This is a genomic window from Streptomyces sp. NPDC004126, from assembly GCF_050275515.1.
Lineage (GTDB): Bacteria > Actinomycetota > Actinomycetes > Streptomycetales > Streptomycetaceae > Streptomyces.
Genome location: NZ_JBNNPF010000039.1, coordinates 37,501 through 51,341, shown reverse-complemented (window position 1 = coordinate 51,341; position 13,841 = coordinate 37,501). Strand labels below are relative to the sequence as shown.

At 71.6% G+C, this 13,841-nt stretch carries 17 protein-coding genes; 11 read left to right on the top strand and 6 right to left on the bottom strand.

The genetic code is table 11. The features are described from left to right. Window positions 1-2: 2 nt before the first annotated feature. Window positions 3-566, top strand: coding sequence for a DUF4291 domain-containing protein (locus ACQKM2_RS29765; protein ID WP_427715054.1), 564 nt, complete (start codon window positions 3-5; stop codon window positions 564-566). 79 nt (window positions 567-645) lie between these two features. Beyond that, window positions 646-1,269: a hypothetical protein gene (locus ACQKM2_RS29760; RefSeq protein ID WP_427715053.1), complete on the top strand. Its 624-nt coding sequence runs from the start codon at window positions 646-648 to the stop codon at window positions 1,267-1,269. 38 nt (window positions 1,270-1,307) lie between these two features. On the opposite strand, the gene ACQKM2_RS29755 is transcribed toward ACQKM2_RS29760, so the two are convergent. After that, entirely contained in the window at window positions 1,308-2,405 is a 1,098-nt protein-coding gene (locus ACQKM2_RS29755; RefSeq protein WP_427715098.1) for a MerR family transcriptional regulator, read from the bottom strand. A gap of 110 nt (window positions 2,406-2,515) precedes the next feature. Between ACQKM2_RS29755 and ACQKM2_RS29750 the strand changes: the two genes are divergently transcribed. Genes ACQKM2_RS29750 through ACQKM2_RS29735 form a run of 4 tightly spaced genes read left to right on the top strand, consistent with a single transcriptional unit; the run spans window position 2,516 to window position 5,206 of the window. Beyond that, the gene (locus ACQKM2_RS29750) at window positions 2,516-2,914 is read left to right on the top strand and encodes a hypothetical protein (RefSeq protein WP_427715052.1); all 399 of its coding nucleotides are present in this window, start codon (window positions 2,516-2,518) and stop codon (window positions 2,912-2,914) included. A 30-nt stretch (window positions 2,915-2,944) separates the two neighbouring features. Then, window positions 2,945-4,219, top strand: coding sequence for a hypothetical protein (locus tag ACQKM2_RS29745; RefSeq protein WP_427715050.1), 1,275 nt, complete (start codon window positions 2,945-2,947; stop codon window positions 4,217-4,219). Between the two features lie 29 nt (window positions 4,220-4,248). Next, the gene (locus ACQKM2_RS29740) at window positions 4,249-4,734 is read left to right on the top strand and encodes a hypothetical protein (RefSeq protein ID WP_427715048.1); all 486 of its coding nucleotides are present in this window, start codon (window positions 4,249-4,251) and stop codon (window positions 4,732-4,734) included. Window position 4,735: 1 nt separating this feature from the next. Next, entirely contained in the window at window positions 4,736-5,206 is a 471-nt protein-coding gene (locus ACQKM2_RS29735) for a hypothetical protein (protein ID WP_427715047.1), read from the top strand. A gap of 18 nt (window positions 5,207-5,224) precedes the next feature. On the opposite strand, the gene ACQKM2_RS29730 is transcribed toward ACQKM2_RS29735, so the two are convergent. Both ACQKM2_RS29730 and ACQKM2_RS29725 read right to left on the bottom strand, forming a co-directional pair. Beyond that, the gene (locus ACQKM2_RS29730; protein ID WP_427715046.1) at window positions 5,225-5,812 is read right to left on the bottom strand and encodes a Uma2 family endonuclease; all 588 of its coding nucleotides are present in this window, start codon (window positions 5,810-5,812) and stop codon (window positions 5,225-5,227) included. Window positions 5,813-5,916: 104 nt separating this feature from the next. Beyond that, window positions 5,917-6,462: a TetR/AcrR family transcriptional regulator gene (locus ACQKM2_RS29725; RefSeq protein ID WP_427715045.1), complete on the bottom strand. Its 546-nt coding sequence runs from the start codon at window positions 6,460-6,462 to the stop codon at window positions 5,917-5,919. A gap of 97 nt (window positions 6,463-6,559) precedes the next feature. Here ACQKM2_RS29725 and ACQKM2_RS29720 point away from each other — a divergent pair, with 97 nt between their 5' ends. Together ACQKM2_RS29720 and ACQKM2_RS29715 are read left to right on the top strand one after the other, a co-directional pair. Next, the gene (locus ACQKM2_RS29720; RefSeq protein WP_427715044.1) at window positions 6,560-6,964 is read left to right on the top strand and encodes a nuclear transport factor 2 family protein; all 405 of its coding nucleotides are present in this window, start codon (window positions 6,560-6,562) and stop codon (window positions 6,962-6,964) included. Between the two features lie 67 nt (window positions 6,965-7,031). After that, window positions 7,032-8,690, top strand: a complete 1,659-nt coding sequence (locus ACQKM2_RS29715) for a cytochrome b (RefSeq protein ID WP_427715043.1) — start codon at window positions 7,032-7,034, stop codon at window positions 8,688-8,690. A 1-nt stretch (window position 8,691) separates the two neighbouring features. On the opposite strand, the gene ACQKM2_RS29710 is transcribed toward ACQKM2_RS29715, so the two are convergent. Both ACQKM2_RS29710 and ctaD read right to left on the bottom strand, forming a co-directional pair. Beyond that, window positions 8,692-9,081 (bottom strand): cytochrome c oxidase subunit 4, encoded by a 390-nt coding sequence (locus tag ACQKM2_RS29710; RefSeq protein WP_427715042.1) that lies wholly within the window; start codon window positions 9,079-9,081, stop codon window positions 8,692-8,694. Further along, on the bottom strand, window positions 9,071-10,711 hold the full coding sequence (ctaD, locus tag ACQKM2_RS29705) for a cytochrome c oxidase subunit I (protein ID WP_427715041.1): 1,641 nt from the start codon (window positions 10,709-10,711) through the stop codon (window positions 9,071-9,073). The genes ACQKM2_RS29710 and ctaD overlap by 11 nt, the downstream gene beginning before the upstream one ends. 149 nt (window positions 10,712-10,860) lie before the next feature. Between ctaD and ACQKM2_RS29700 the strand changes: the two genes are divergently transcribed. Next, window positions 10,861-11,178: an antibiotic biosynthesis monooxygenase family protein gene (locus tag ACQKM2_RS29700; RefSeq protein WP_427715040.1), complete on the top strand. Its 318-nt coding sequence runs from the start codon at window positions 10,861-10,863 to the stop codon at window positions 11,176-11,178. Window positions 11,179-11,198: 20 nt separating this feature from the next. Then, on the top strand, window positions 11,199-11,426 hold the full coding sequence (locus ACQKM2_RS29695) for a hypothetical protein (protein ID WP_427715038.1): 228 nt from the start codon (window positions 11,199-11,201) through the stop codon (window positions 11,424-11,426). Between the two features lie 27 nt (window positions 11,427-11,453). Here ACQKM2_RS29695 and ACQKM2_RS29690 read toward each other — a convergent pair whose 3' ends face one another. Next, window positions 11,454-12,038: a TetR/AcrR family transcriptional regulator gene (locus tag ACQKM2_RS29690; protein ID WP_427715036.1), complete on the bottom strand. Its 585-nt coding sequence runs from the start codon at window positions 12,036-12,038 to the stop codon at window positions 11,454-11,456. Between the two features lie 120 nt (window positions 12,039-12,158). Between ACQKM2_RS29690 and ACQKM2_RS29685 the strand changes: the two genes are divergently transcribed. Next, the gene (locus ACQKM2_RS29685; RefSeq protein WP_427715034.1) at window positions 12,159-13,739 is read left to right on the top strand and encodes an MDR family MFS transporter; all 1,581 of its coding nucleotides are present in this window, start codon (window positions 12,159-12,161) and stop codon (window positions 13,737-13,739) included. The last annotated feature ends 102 nt before the right edge of the window (window positions 13,740-13,841 follow it).

The following is a 13,841-nucleotide window of genomic DNA, read 5'->3' as shown; positions in this document are numbered from 1 at the left end:
GCATGACACCCCAGTTCCAGGTCCGGGCCGACTACGACGCCCGCACGATCGTGGTCTACCAGGCCTACGCACCCGCCATCGCGGACGCGGCCCTGCGCGCGGGGCGTTTCGTCGAGCCGTTCTCGTTCCGGCGGATGACGTGGATCAAGCCGTCGTTCCTGTGGCTGATGCACCGCAGCAACTGGGCCCGCAAGGCCGGGCAGGAGCGGATCCTCGGCGTGCGGATGACCCGGGAGGGGTGGGAGGCGGCCCTGGCCGAAGCCGTGCTCACCACCTCGGCGCCGGAGGCCGTCGCCCGGGCCGCCGTGCACGTCCAGTGGGACCCCGAGCGGTCGCCGCGCGGGGCGGCGCTGAACCACTACAGCATCCAGGTCGGCATCGGGCGCGGGCTGATCCGCACGTTCACGGACGAGTGGGTCACCGGCGTCACCGATCTCACCCCGCAGGTGCGCAAGGCCGAGGCGCTGGTCCGCACCGGGCAGGCCGGCCGGGCGCAGCGGCTGCTGCCGCCGGAGCGGCCCTACCCGCTGCCCCCGGCGCTGGAGGCGCGGCTCGGGCGAGCCTGATGCGGGCCCGGACCGCCATGCCCCATCGCTGACGTTTGTCACTTTCGTCCTGGCCCAAGTCGGCTCAGGCTGAGGTGAGATGACGGAGGAAGGGGGCCAAGTGGGCGACGCGGAGCGGGTGGTGACGGGTGCCGTGACGGCCGGGCCGGGCAAGGCCGGTGCCGTGCGGGTGCTGGCGCGGTCGCTGGCGGAAGTCGTCGTGCGGCGGCCGGCGGTGCCGGGGGTGCGGCACTCGGCCGGGGTGCGGCAGCTGGTGCTGCCGCTGGTCGCCATAGAGATCGTGACCTCGTTCCTGGTGTCCTCGATGGTGCCGCCCCCGCTCCGGCCCGCCCACGCGGCGCTGGAGGTGCTGCTGATCGCGGGCGGCCTCGCCTTGGTGGCCGCGCTGGTCCGGCATCCGCACCAGGTGGACGCCGAGCGGCTGGTGCTGCGCACCGGGTTCCTGGGGGAGGTGGTGCTGCCGCGCCCGGCGGTCCGGTCCGTGTCGCCGGTGATCCGGACCGTGGACGGCCGGGGGCCGCGGCCCGTGCCGGACGAGCCGGACGCGGTGGCCTGCTCGGTGAGCGGCTCGCTGGACGTGGCCGTGCGCCTGGACCCGCCCGTGCGCCTCGACCTGGGTGCCGCCGGGGTGGTCGACGCCCGGACCGTGTACGCCTGCGCCGACTCCCTCGCCGCCCTTTCCGCGGCCCTGCGGGCTGCCTAGGAGCCGGCCGCCCCGGGCGCGGAGGGGAGGTACACCCGCTAGTCCTCCACGAGCACCGGCATGAGCATCGAGTACGTCTCCTCGTCGTCGCCGCGGCTGATGGTCAGCGGCCTGGGGCCGGTCCCGGCCTCCAGGACCAGCCGGTCCCGGTCCGCCGCGGCCAAGGCCTCCAGCAGGAAGGCGCGGTTGACGCCGACCCGGTCCCCGGGGGAGGCGTGCTCGCGGACCGACACCGTCCCCCCGTCCGTCACCTCCAGCACGCTGACCTCGTACGCCTCACCGTCCTCCTCCCGTACCTGGCTCCGTACCGGCCCGCCGATCAGCGCCTCCCGGAACGCGGGCACGTCCACCGAGGCCCGGCGCCCGGCCGGCAGCCGTGAGAGCCGGCGGTAGTCGGGGAAGCCGGTCCCGCCGCACCGCCCGCCGGCCTGCCGCTCCCCGGCCTCCAGGACCACCCCGTTCCCCTCGATCCGCAGCTCCGCGGACCCGTCGCTGCCGAGCAGCGCCCGCATCGCGTCGACCAGCGGGGACGGGACGACGGCCTGGACCCGGGAGCCGTCGTACCCCCCGGCGCCGGTGACGGCGGTCGCAGAAACGGCCAGCCGGTACCGGTCGGTGGCGACGACCCGCAGCGTCCCGCCCTCGGCGTCGAACAGGACGCCGCCGAGCATCGGCAGCTCCGGATCGGTGCTCGCGGCGAACCGGACCGCGTCCAGCGCGGCGGCCAGTCCGGGCGCGGAAACGGTCAGGCGGACGGCGGCGGTGTGCGGGTGGGCGAAGGACGAACTCATCGTGGTCTCCCTGGCGTCGAGAAGGGCGCGGACCGTGGAGAACGCGTGGCGCGCGTCGGAGAGCCCGCGCTCCAGCCGGAGCAGGTGCTCGGAGAGCAGCTTCAGCACCAGGGCGGTGTCGGACCCGGACCAGCCGGCCGTCACCAGCCGGATGTCGGCCAGCGGCATGCCGGCCCGCCGCAGGTGCGCCAGCAGGCGCGCCTCGTCCAACTGGCCGGGCCCGTACCAGCGGTACCCGCTCACCGGGTCCACCCAGTCCGGGACCAGCACCCCGGCTCCGTCGTAGAACCGCAGGGCGCTCACGCCCAGCCCGCTGTCCCGGGCCATCTCGCCGATGCTGCGCATCTCGTTCTCGTTCCCCACGGCCGGAACACTGCTCCCTCCACCTGGTCGAGGGTCAAGCCTGCACGGTGGCCGTGCATATGATCGGAGCCATCCGTGATGGGGGGAGCGTCATGTCGGGGGATGTCGACCAGGACCGGGCGGGCATGCGCCTGAACAGCGGGCCGGGGCCCGGGCCGTTGGCTCCGGGCGGGCCGGGGGACTTCGCCTCGACGCCGCAGCAGAAGAAGGCGGCGGCGGGCCTGATCGAGACCGAGTTCGAGCCGAACACCAAGAAGGCCGCCGAGCACGCGGACGACGCCACCGCCGCAGCCCAGAAGGGCTTCGACGGCTGGGACACGGCCGCCGGACTCAAGAAGGTCGCGGACACCTGGGACCAGCAGGTGCGGTCGCTGATGGCCCGCCTCGCCGGGGAGAAGACCGCGTTGCGGGGGGCCTCGGGCCTGTTCACGGGCAACGACACCGCGGTGCACAACCAGTTCCAGTCCCAGTCGAAGCTGAACCACCTCTAGGGGCCCCTGGTGTTGACGTACGGCGAAGTGATGACCACGGACCTCGGCCTGCTGACGGCGGCGGCCGCCAAGTGGGACGCGATGGCGGGCGAACTGCAGAAGGTCGAGTCCCGCTACGGCGAGACCGTCCAGAAGATCACCCTCGGGAACGACTGGGCCGGTGTGAGCGCCGGTGTGGCCCGCACCAAGTTCGCGGCGACCCGCTACGAGTACTCCGCCGCGCAGAAGCAGGCCAAGGCGGTCGCGAGCCTGCTGCGCGGAGCCCACGAGCAGCTCACCGACCTGAAGGCGAAGCTGGAGAGCGCCCGCGACGACGCGGTCGCCGCGGGCATGACGGTGTCCGAGGAGGGCCGCGTCGCCTTCGACTACGCCAAGCTCACGCCGGTCGAGCGCAGCGCCTACCAGCACGACCCGGACGGTCAGGCCCTCGTCCGCACCGCGGTCGAGAAGTGGCAGAAGCACATCGACGACCGGGTGAAGGCCGTGTCCGAGGCCGACACGCACGTCAAGGACGCCCTCGAATCCGCCGTCGTCGACAGGAACAAGGACGCCCTGGGCCACGGCAGTGGCGCCGACGAGTCCCTCATGGGCTTCAACAACTCTGCCGAGGGCGACCTGGCCAAGGCGCAGAAGTACGTCGCGCCCGTCATCACGCACCGCGAGGACCCCGTGAAGGTGACAGGGCCCGACGTCGGCTTCAGCGCCAGCGGCATCAAGTACGGCAAGGAGGGCTCGGTCAAGGCGTACGCGGACCTCTTCCACGCCACCGTGGACGGAGAGGGCGAGCTCGCGGGGCTGAAGCTCTCCGGAGTGGAGGACGCGTACGCGGGAGCCAGGGCCACCGCGAACTACGGCGCCAGCGAACAGGGCGTCACCGGCAAGGCCGAGGCGTCCGCCGGCCTGCGCATGATGCAGGAAGGCCGGGTCGAACGCGGTTCGCACGCCGCCTACGGGCGCATCGAGGGGTTCGCCGGCGGCGAGGTGAGTGCCAACGCCAAGCTGACCCGGGAAGAGGTCACCGCCGGGGCGAAGGCCTTCGCCGGGGTGAAGGGCACCGTTGCCGGGGGCGTCGAGTCCGGTGGTCTGGGTGTCGGTGTGGCGGCCGAAGGATGGGCCGGAGCCGGCTGGGAAGGGTCCTTCGGCTGGCGGAAGGACAAGGAGACCGGCGCGTGGACGGTCAGCGGGAAGGCGGGCGCCGCCGAGCTCTTCGGCGGGGCGGTGGGGCTGGAGATCACCGTGGACCCGGGCAAGGTCAAGAAGACCGTCGGTGACGTGGCCCACGAGATCGGCAGCTGGTTCGACTGATGTACGTTTCCGAGGAAGGAGGTTCAGGGATGCCCACGACACTGCCCGTGCCGATCGCGTTCACGCTGCCGACGGGCTGGCGGCCCGTTCCGGCCTTTCCGGACGTCGCCTACGCCGCCGTGCACCCGCAGCCGGACGCCGGGTTCGCGGCGAACATCACCGTCGACGGCGGCCTCCCCAAGGAGGACGTGACGGCGGCCGAACTCGCCGACGCGTCGGTCGAGCGGCTGCGGGAGTTCGCCGACCCGGTGGTGGTGACCCACCGTCAGGAGCTCGGCTCCACCGACGCGCCCGCCCTGGCCCAGCGGGTCACCTTCTCGGCCGTCGCGGGCGACGTCCGCCGGGACTTCGTCCAGTCCCAGGTCTACCTGTTCTTCCCGGACGGAGAGGACCCGCGCAAGCGCGCCCTGGTCCGGCTGGCCCTGACGTCCACCGCGGACCAGTACGAGAGCGTCCTCGCGGACTTCCAGGACTTCGTACGCACGGTACGCCCGGCCGACGGGGCGGAGGACTGACATGGGGCGGCTCCGGGACAGGCTCACCGGCACCAGGTACCCCCGCAGCGGCGTGCGGCCCCTGCCCACCACGGAGGTCCGGGAGGCGCTGCTCGCGCTGGGCGGCCCCGACGCGCCGTTCCAGGTGCGCCACGCCTTCCCGAAGGAGAAGGCGGACCTGGTGGCGGAGCGCCGCATCGCCAAGCTGGACCTGACCGTCAAGATCCGGATGCGCCTGGTGCCCGGCACCCGTGAGGTGCGCACGCTGGAGGAGCAGTGGGGCAACATCTCGCACGAGCACTCCGGCAGCAGGCAGTACGGCCGCGGGGGGTCGACCAGGGTCGCCCGGACGTGGGAGTACCAGAAGGGCCCGGACGGCCGTCGGCGCATGGTCGAGACCTTCCGCTACGACTCCCGGGACATGCGGGACCCCCTGCGCGACACGGTCCTCGCCGCGGGCTGGACCTGGCGGGGCGTCCTCTTCAGGTGGTGACCGCCGCCCCCGGCCGGCTCAGCCCCCGGCCTTGAACGCCGTCGTGTCGATCTCGCACGAGAAGGGCGCGGGGACCGGCAGCGGGGTGCCGAAAGAGACGGTCTTGTGGGCGCGGTAGCCCTGCGGGGAGGGGTCGGAGAAGCAGGTGATCTCTTCCGCCTGCATGTCGACCACGAGGTACACGGGCACCAGTTGCCCGTACACCTGGAGCTTCTCCTGCCAGTCCGCGTCCCTGGTGGAGACCGAGGTGAACTCGGAGACGAGCGAGAGCGCAGTGCTGTCGGCGTGTCGGCCGTCGGCTTCGAGGGCTGCTTCGTCCACGACGTACAGATCCGGCCCGTATCCGCGTTCCGCCGACGGGAAGCCGAACAGAAAGGGAGAGGTGTCGGCGATGTGCCCCTCCGGGGCGTGCTGCCCGAGCTGCTCCCTCAGGCTGCGCATGGGGCGCGAGTAACGCAGCTTCGACCACGGTGACACGACGATCTTCCCCCGGATGAGCTCGGCCTTGTGGCCGTCTGGTGTGTCCATCTCCTCGACCGTGCGCAGCACGTCCTCGAAGGCCGGTTCCCCCTCGGTGGTCCCTATGGGCCGGGGTCGCTCGATCATGGCTGTCACCGTGGTCCTCCGGGCGGCGTCGGTGTCTCGTCACGCTGCGTGCCTTCTCCCAGGCTAGCGCGGCGGACCGACGGCCGCCCTGGTCGCGCGGCCGCTCACCCGTTCGGGTGGGAGGCCCCCTCCAGCAGCCGCAGGGCCGCCTCGCGGGCGCGGAGGGCCGGTTCCGGGCCGGGGGTGAGGGCGGCCACCACCGTGGCGCCCTCGGCCAGGATGAGGAGCTGGTCCGCGAGGGCGGGGGAGTCGGTCAGGGCGCCCAGCAGGGAGCGCAGGTCCGACTTGTGGCGGCGTACGACGTCCAGCACCGCCTCGGGGCCCGTGCCGAGTTCCCCGTACGCGTTGAGGAAGGCGCAGCCGCGGAAGTCCGGCTCCGAGAACCACCGCGCCAGCCAGTCGAACACCGCCGGCACCGGCTCGTCGGCCTCCGCCACCGCCTCCCGCAGGCCGCCGATCCAGCGGGCGTCGCGCCGCTCCAGGTAGGCGGCGACCAGCGCGTCCTTCGCCGGGAAGAGCCGGTAGAGCCGCTTGAGCGGTACGCCCGACTCCGTGCGGATGCGGTCCATGCCGACGGCCTGGATGCCCTCGGCGTAGAACAGCGCCTCCGCCGCGTCGAGCAGTCGGGTGCGGGCCTCTTCGTCGTCCATGGGGTGAAGGGTAGTTCAGAACCGCTTGCGCTGAGAACGTTCGTTCTCTACTTTGAGAACGAACGTTCTCCCGATCGTGATCCGAGAGGAAACCGCCGTGCTCAAGCCCCCGTTCACCGAGGAGACCGCCCGCGCCAAGGTGCAGGCCGCCGAGGACGCCTGGAACACCCGCGACCCCGAGCGCATCGCCCTCGCCTACTCCGAGGACTCCGTCTGGCGCAACCGCGACCGCTTCCTCACCGGCCGCGCCGAGATCCGCGCCTTCCTCGCCGAGAAGTGGGAGCGCGAGCTGGACTACCGCCTGCGCAAGGAGCTCTGGGCCCACACCGGCAACCGCATCTCCGTCCGCTTCGAGTACGAGTGGCACGACGCCGGCGGCCAGTGGTGGCGCAGCCACGGCAACGAGCAGTGGGAGTTCGACGACGACGGCCTGATGCGCCGCCGCGAGGCCAGCATCAACGACGTCCCCATCGAGGAGTCCGAACGGCGGCTCCGCGCCTGACCAGCCGTGTCTGTTCCGTACCCCCCTGTCCCGTTTCGGTAGCTTGGCGTGGCGTACGCGCCGGGCGATGCGCGCGGGCAGGAGGTACGGGCCGGTGCCGGAGTCCAAGCGCGGGAAGCGGGTGGCACGGGCGGCCGGGGCCCTCGACGAGCGGCTGCCGCTCGCGGAACTCACCCGCGGGGTGCTGCGGAAGGTGTTCCCCGACCACTGGTCCTTCCTGCTGGGGGAACTGGCCCTCTACAGCTTCGCCGTCCTGCTGCTCACCGGCGTCTACCTGTCGCTCTTCTTCGACCCGTCGATGCGCGAGACCCCCTACCAGGGCTCGTACGAGCCGCTGCGCGGCGTCCTCATGTCGCAGGCCTACCTCTCCACCCTGCGCATCAGCTTCGACGTCCGCGGCGGCCTGCTGATCCGCCAGATCCACCACTGGGCGGCGATCGTCTTCCTCGCCGCCATCGGCGCGCACATGCTCCGCGTGTTCCTCACCGGCGCCTTCCGCCGCCCCCGCGAGCTGAACTGGGTCATCGGAACGACCCTGTTCATGCTCGCGATGCTGGAGGGCTTCGCCGGCTACTCGCTCCCCGACGACCTGCTGTCCGGCACCGGCCTGCGCATCGCCCAGGGCGTCATGCTGTCCGTCCCCGTCGTCGGCACCTACCTGAGCTGCTTCGCCTTCGGCGGCGAGTTCCCCGGCCAGGACATCGTCCCCCGCCTCTACCCCGTGCACATCCTGCTGGTCCCCGGCCTGCTGCTGGGGCTGGTCACCGTGCACCTGCTGCTCGTGTTCCACCTCAAGCACACCCACTGGGCGGGCCCCGGCCGCACCGCCCGCAACGCCGTCGGCCTGCCCTTCTTCCCCCAGTACCTGGCCAAGTCCGGCGGCCTCTTCCTCGCCGTCTCCGGGGTCCTCGCCGCGCTCGCCGCCGTCGCTCAGGTCAACCCGATCTGGGTGTACGGCCCCTACCGCGCCGACCTGGTCTCCGACGGCTCCCAGCCCGACTGGTACATCGGCTTCCTGGAGGGCGCCCTGCGGCTGATGCCCGGGGTCGAGACCCGCCTGTGGGGGCACACCATCTCCTGGAACCCCCTGGTGACGGCCGTCCTCATGCCCGGCCTGCTGTTCACCGTGCTCTACGCCTACCCCTTCTTCGAACGCTGGATCACCGGCGACACCGGCGAACGGCACCTCTGCGACCGCCCCCGCGACCGCCCGGTCCGCACGGCCCTCGGCGCGGCGGCCCTCTCCTGGTACGCGGTGCTGCTCCTCGCCGGCGCCCAGGACATCCTGGCCTTCGTCTTCGCCCTGCCCCTGCCCCCGCTGACCTGGACGCTGCGCGCCGCCCTGTTCGCCGTGCCGGCCGTGGTGTTCTGGCTCACCCGGCGGCTGTGCCTGGCCCTCCAGTCGCACGAGCGGGAGCTGCTGACGGACGGCGCGGAGACCGGCCTGGCGGTGCAGGACGCGCAGGGCGCCTTCCACCCCCGCCACGAGGCGCTCCCGCCCGGCGAGCGGTACACCATGCTCGCCCGGGACCTGCCCGCGCCGCTGGAGTACGACGGCGACCCCACCCGGCCCCTGCCGCGCCGGGCCCTGAACCGCACCCGGGCGGCCGTCAGCGCCTGGTTCCACCGCGACCGCGTCCCGTACCCGCTCACCCCGGAGCAGCGCCGCAAGGTCGCCGCCGCCCTCGCCGGCCCGGACCGGCCCGAGCCCCCGCGGGACGCCTGAGCTACTCCGGGTGCTCCAGGTTCTGGAAGGCGAAGCCGAGGACCCCCGGCAGCAGCACCCCGAAGCCGATCAGGCACAGCCACAGCCCCTGCACCACGCCCAGCCCGACCAGCGCGCTCCCGGCCGCCGTCAGCACGGGGTACGGGCTGCGGGCCGGGAAGAACACCCGCCGCCCGGACGCCTCCCCCACCTCGGCGTCCGCCCGGTCCTCCGGGCGCTCCCCGCCCCGCCGGTACTGCCGCCACAGGAACGCCGCGACCAGCGCCGACATCAGGAAGCACACGCAGAGCGCGGCGATGCCCGCCGGCTCGTCGGACAGCCACCCGTAGACGGCGGTGGCAGCCCCGAAGAACAGGGCCGTACCGGTGAAGAGCCAGGCCTCACCTCTCAACGGGCACCTCCGGGTGGTGAAGGTCGAAGGCCGGGGATTCCGAACGGATCCGGGGCAGGGAGTGGAAGTTGTGCCGGGGCGGCGGGCAGGAGGTCGCCCACTCCAGGGAGCGGCCCCAGCCCCACGGGTCGTCGACCCCGACCGGCTCCCCGTACCGCCGGGTGCGCCACACGTTGTAGAGGAACGGCAGCGTGGAAAGGCCCAGCAGGAAGGCGCCGATCGTGGAGACGGTGTTGAGCAGGGTGAACCCGTCGGCGGCGAGGTAGTCGGCGTACCGGCGGGGCATGCCCGCCTCGCCCAGCCAGTGCTGCACCAGGAAGGTGGTCTGGAAGCCGGTGAACAGGGTCCAGAAGTGGATCCGGCCGAGCCGCTCGTCCAGCATCCGCCCGGTCAGCTTGGGCCACCAGAAGTAGAGGCCGCCGAAGGTGGCGAAGACGATCGTGCCGAAGAGGACGTAGTGGAGGTGGGCGACGACGAAGTAGCTGTCGGTCAGGTGGAAGTCCAGGGGCGGCGAGGCGACCAGCACCCCGGTCAGCCCGCCCAGCAGGAAGGTGACGAGGAACCCGATGGACCACAGCATCGGGGTCTCGAAGGAGAGCGAGCCCTTCCACATGGTCCCGATCCAGTTGAAGAACTTCACCCCCGTCGGCACCGCGATCAGGAACGACAGCAGGGAGAAGAAGGGGAGCAGCACGGCGCCGGTGGCGAACATGTGGTGGGCCCACACGGTCGCGGACAGGCCGGTGATGGCGATCGTGGCCCCGATCAGGGACACGTACCCGAACATGGGCTTGCGGCTGAAGACCGGCAGGATCTCGCTGACCACGCCGAAGAACGGCAGGGCCACGATGTAGACCTCCGGATGCCCGAAGAACCAGAACAGGTGCTGCCACAGCAGCGCGCCGCCGTTCGCCGGGTCGAAGACGTGCGCGCCGAACTTGCGGTCCGCCTCCAGGGCCAGCAGGGCGGCGGTGAACACGGGGAAGGCCAGCAGCGCCAGGATCGAGGTGAACAGCACGTTCCAGGTGAAGACCGGCATCCGGAAGAGCGTCATGCCGGGCGCGCGCAGGCAGATGACCGTGGTGATGAAGTTGACCGCGCCCAGGATCGTGCTGAGCCCCGCCACCGCCAGCCCCATCACCCACAGGTCGGGGCCCGTGCCCGGGGAGAACACCGCCCCGTTGAGCGGGGCGTACGCGAACCACCCGAAGGCGGCGGCCCCGTCGGCGGTGAGGAACCCGGAGACCACCATCAGCCCGCCGAAGAGGTAGACCCAGTAGGTGAAGGCGTTCAGCCGGGGGAAGGCCACGTCGGGCGCGCCGATCTGGAGCGGCATCACCGCGTTGGCGAAGCCCGTGAAGGTCGGCGTCGCGAAGAGCAGCATCATGATCGTGGCGTGGATGGTGAAGGCCTCGTTGTACTGCTGGTTCGAGAGGATCTGGAGCCCGGGGCGGGCGAGTTCGGCCCGCATGGCCAGGGCGAGGACGCCGGCGAAGAGGAAGAAGCCGAAGGCCGTCACCAGGTAGAGGTTGCCGATGGTCTTGTGGTCGGTGGTCGTCAGCAGGCGCAGCACCGCGGAGCCCTGCCGCACCCGCCGCTCGGTCCGGGCCGCGTGGTCCACCGCTGTCATGGGGCCTCCAGGGAGCCTCGCCGCCGAGCGTGCCCCCCATGCCCTACCGCCTCCCCGCCCGGCCCCCGCCGCGCCGCGCCGCGCGGACGGGCCGGGACGCGCTCACCGGCCTAATCTGGGGGAGGGGCCGACTCCCGAGGTGGTGCGCGATGACCGATACGACGAGCAGGTACTGGGCCTCGGGGAACTGGCAGGTGCGCGCGGGCGAGGAGGCCGAGTTCATCCTGCGGTGGACGGAGTTCCTGACCTGGACCCAGGGTTCCGTCGACGGCTTCCTGCACGCCCGGCTGATCCGCGACCTGAACGAACCGGCCCACTTCGTGTCCGTGTCCCGCTGGACCGGCGAGCAGGCCGTGCGGGACTGGCAGGCCCTGCCCGAGTTCACCGAGCTCTTCGGCGCCTGCCGGGCCCTGTGCGAGGACATGAACAGCGGTGTGTTCGAACTCGCCATGGCCGTCGACAAGTGATCCACTGGCACAATGCGTGCATGGTGCATGAAGATAAGACCGAGGCAGCAGAGGCGATTCACGGCAAGGAAGCGGCCGTGGGCCTCTCGACGGGCATCTCCGTCGGCATCCTGCTCGGACTCCTGGTGTTCGACAACGTAGGTGCCGGCCTGACCATCGGCACCGCCCTGGGGCTCGCCGTCCCCGTCCTGCGCCGCTCCCTCGCCGAGAAGCGCTCCGGCACCCCGTCGGGCGGCGACGGCGCCTGAGCCCCCCGCCCGGCCCGCCGCCGGCGGCTACACGTCGCCGTGGTGGGCCCGGGTGATGAGGTCCGTGGCGACGTCCAGGGCCGCCAGCCGGGTCTCCTCCGGGTCCCCCTCCACGTGCTGGAGGAACATCATCCCCGCGTGCAGCGTGAACAGGGCGCTCACGCAGCGCACCTGGTCCGCGAGCGGGCCCTCGTCGTTGCGCAGCAGTTCCACCAGCGTGAACAGCCGGCGCTTGACCGTCTCCCCGATGCTCAGCTCCCGCATCGTGGCCTGGTTCTCCTGCATGAAGCGGTACAGCGGAGCGCCCGCCGCCATGGCCTCGCTGTAGCGGCGCAGGATCTCCCGCTTGGTCTCCAGCGTCTTCGGCTGCTCCTGCGCCCACTCGATCAGCTCGTCGATCGGCCGGGTCAGGTCGTCGAAGACGCTGATGATGATGTCTTCCTTGGTCTTGAAGTGGTAGTACAGCGCCGCCTTCGTGACCTCCAGCCGCTCCGCGATCTCCCGTAGCGAGGTCTTCTCGTAACCCTGCTCGGCGAAGAGCTCCAGTGCGACGTCCTGGATGCGCTGGCGCGTGTTGCCACGGCGCGGCTGCTGCGGACCGGTGCTGGACATGGCTCTCCCGAATTACTTACTTGACGCCCGGCTAGTGACGGGTCTACCTTCCCCAGTGTAGTGAACTAGCCGGGCGGCAAGTAAGTACCCGGCGCAGTTGGATGTGAACGGGGAGTGGACATGGCGGAGAACATCAAGGAAGCGGCGGGCGCCGAGGAGGTGAAGCCGCGCAGCGTGCGTGTCGTCCTCATGGCACTCATGATCGCAATGCTGCTCGCCATGCTCGACAACATGATCATCGGCACCGCGATGCCGACCATCGTCGGCGAGCTCGGCGGCCTCGAACACCTCTCCTGGGTGGTCACCGCCTACACCCTGGCCACCGCCGCCTCGACCCCCATCTGGGGCAAGATCGGCGACATGTACGGGCGGAAGGGCTCCTTCCTCACCTCGATCATCATCTTCCTCGTCGGCTCCGCGCTCAGCGGCATGGCCCAGGACATGGGCCAGCTCATCGGCTTCCGCGCCGTCCAGGGCCTCGGCGCCGGCGGTCTGATGGTCGGCGTCATGGCGATCATCGGCGACCTGATCCCGCCCCGCGAGCGCGGCAAGTACCAGGGCATGATGGCCGGCGTGATGGCCCTCGCCATGATCGGCGGCCCGCTGGTCGGCGGCACCATCACCGACCACATGGGCTGGCGCTGGTCCTTCTACATCAACCTCCCGCTCGGCGCCGTCGCCCTGGCGATGGTCAGCGCCGTGCTGCACCTGCCCAAGAAGAAGTCGCAGGGGAAGATCGACTACATCGGCGCGGCCCTGCTGACCCTCGCCATCACCTCCACCGTCCTCGTGACGACCTGGGGCGGCACCGAGTACGCCTGGGGCTCCGCCGAGATCATCGGCCTGATCGTCGTCGGCGTCCTGTCCATCGCCGCCTTCCTCTACGCCGAGACCAAGGCCGCCGAGCCGGTCATGCCGCTGCACATCTTCCGCAGCCGCAACTTCACCCTGATGTCGGTGATCGGCTTCCTCGTCGGCTTCGCCATGTTCGGCGGCGTGCTCTACCTCCCGCTCTTCCAGCAGTCCGTCCAGGGCGCCTCCGCCACCAACTCCGGCCTGCTGCTCCTGCCGATGCTGCTCTCGATGATGGCCGTCTCGCTCGTCGCGGGCCGGATCACCACCAGCAGCGGCAAGTACAAGGTCTTCCCGATCGCCGGCGGGGCCCTCATGGTCGTCGGGCTGTTCCTGCTCGCCACCATGGACACCGGCACCACCCGCCTGGTCTCCGGCCTCTACATGGCCGTCCTCGGCGCCGGTCTCGGCTTCCTGATGCAGATCACCATGCTGGTCGCGCAGAACAGCGTCGACATGAAGGACATGGGCGTCGCCTCCTCCTCGGCCACCCTCTTCCGCACCCTCGGCGGTTCCTTCGGCGTGGCCCTGATGGGCTCCCTGTTCACCTCCCGCGTCACGGACACCATGTCCGAGCGGCTCGGCCCGCAGGCCGCGCAGTCCGCCGGTGCCGCCCAGCTGGACGCGGCGAGCCTGGCCAAGCTGCCCGAGGCCGTGCGCGACGCCTACCAGCACGCCGTCGCCGCCGGTACCCACTCGGCGTTCCTGCTGGGCGCGTCCGTCGCCGTACTGGGCTTCGTGCTCGCCTGGTTCGTCAAGGAGGTCCCGCTGCGGGGCGCGGGTCCGGCCCCGGCCGGCGGCGGTCCCGCCAAGGCCGCCTCCGCCCCGGCGGACTCGTTCGCCCACTGATCCGCACACCCCAAGAGGCGGGTGGGGCCCGGGATTTCCCGGGCCCCACCCGCCTCTTCGCGTGTCTGCGGGGGCCTGAGGGGCATCTGTGTCACCAGTGGC

Excerpts from the sequence above, each read along its gene's own strand:
- ACQKM2_RS29765 (WP_427715054.1), top strand. The coding sequence starts at position 3 with ATGACACCCCAGTTCCAGGTCCGGGCCGACTACGACGCCCGCACGATC.
- ctaD (WP_427715041.1), bottom strand. The coding sequence starts at position 10,711 with ATGACAGCGGTGGACCACGCGGCCCGGACCGAGCGGCGGGTGCGGCAG.
- ACQKM2_RS29715 (WP_427715043.1), top strand. The coding sequence starts at position 7,032 with ATGCGCGCGGGCAGGAGGTACGGGCCGGTGCCGGAGTCCAAGCGCGGG.
- ACQKM2_RS29735 (WP_427715047.1), top strand. The coding sequence starts at position 4,736 with ATGGGGCGGCTCCGGGACAGGCTCACCGGCACCAGGTACCCCCGCAGC.
- ACQKM2_RS29745 (WP_427715050.1), top strand. The coding sequence starts at position 2,945 with ATGACCACGGACCTCGGCCTGCTGACGGCGGCGGCCGCCAAGTGGGAC.
- ACQKM2_RS29755 (WP_427715098.1), bottom strand. The coding sequence starts at position 2,405 with ATGCGCAGCATCGGCGAGATGGCCCGGGACAGCGGGCTGGGCGTGAGC.
- ACQKM2_RS29695 (WP_427715038.1), top strand. The coding sequence starts at position 11,199 with ATGGTGCATGAAGATAAGACCGAGGCAGCAGAGGCGATTCACGGCAAG.
- ACQKM2_RS29725 (WP_427715045.1), bottom strand. The coding sequence starts at position 6,462 with ATGGACGACGAAGAGGCCCGCACCCGACTGCTCGACGCGGCGGAGGCG.
- ACQKM2_RS29740 (WP_427715048.1), top strand. The coding sequence starts at position 4,249 with ATGCCCACGACACTGCCCGTGCCGATCGCGTTCACGCTGCCGACGGGC.
- ACQKM2_RS29685 (WP_427715034.1), top strand. The coding sequence starts at position 12,159 with ATGGCGGAGAACATCAAGGAAGCGGCGGGCGCCGAGGAGGTGAAGCCG.
- ACQKM2_RS29730 (WP_427715046.1), bottom strand. The coding sequence starts at position 5,812 with ATGATCGAGCGACCCCGGCCCATAGGGACCACCGAGGGGGAACCGGCC.
- ACQKM2_RS29690 (WP_427715036.1), bottom strand. The coding sequence starts at position 12,038 with ATGTCCAGCACCGGTCCGCAGCAGCCGCGCCGTGGCAACACGCGCCAG.
- ACQKM2_RS29700 (WP_427715040.1), top strand. The coding sequence starts at position 10,861 with ATGACCGATACGACGAGCAGGTACTGGGCCTCGGGGAACTGGCAGGTG.
- ACQKM2_RS29750 (WP_427715052.1), top strand. The coding sequence starts at position 2,516 with ATGTCGGGGGATGTCGACCAGGACCGGGCGGGCATGCGCCTGAACAGC.
- ACQKM2_RS29760 (WP_427715053.1), top strand. The coding sequence starts at position 646 with ATGACGGAGGAAGGGGGCCAAGTGGGCGACGCGGAGCGGGTGGTGACG.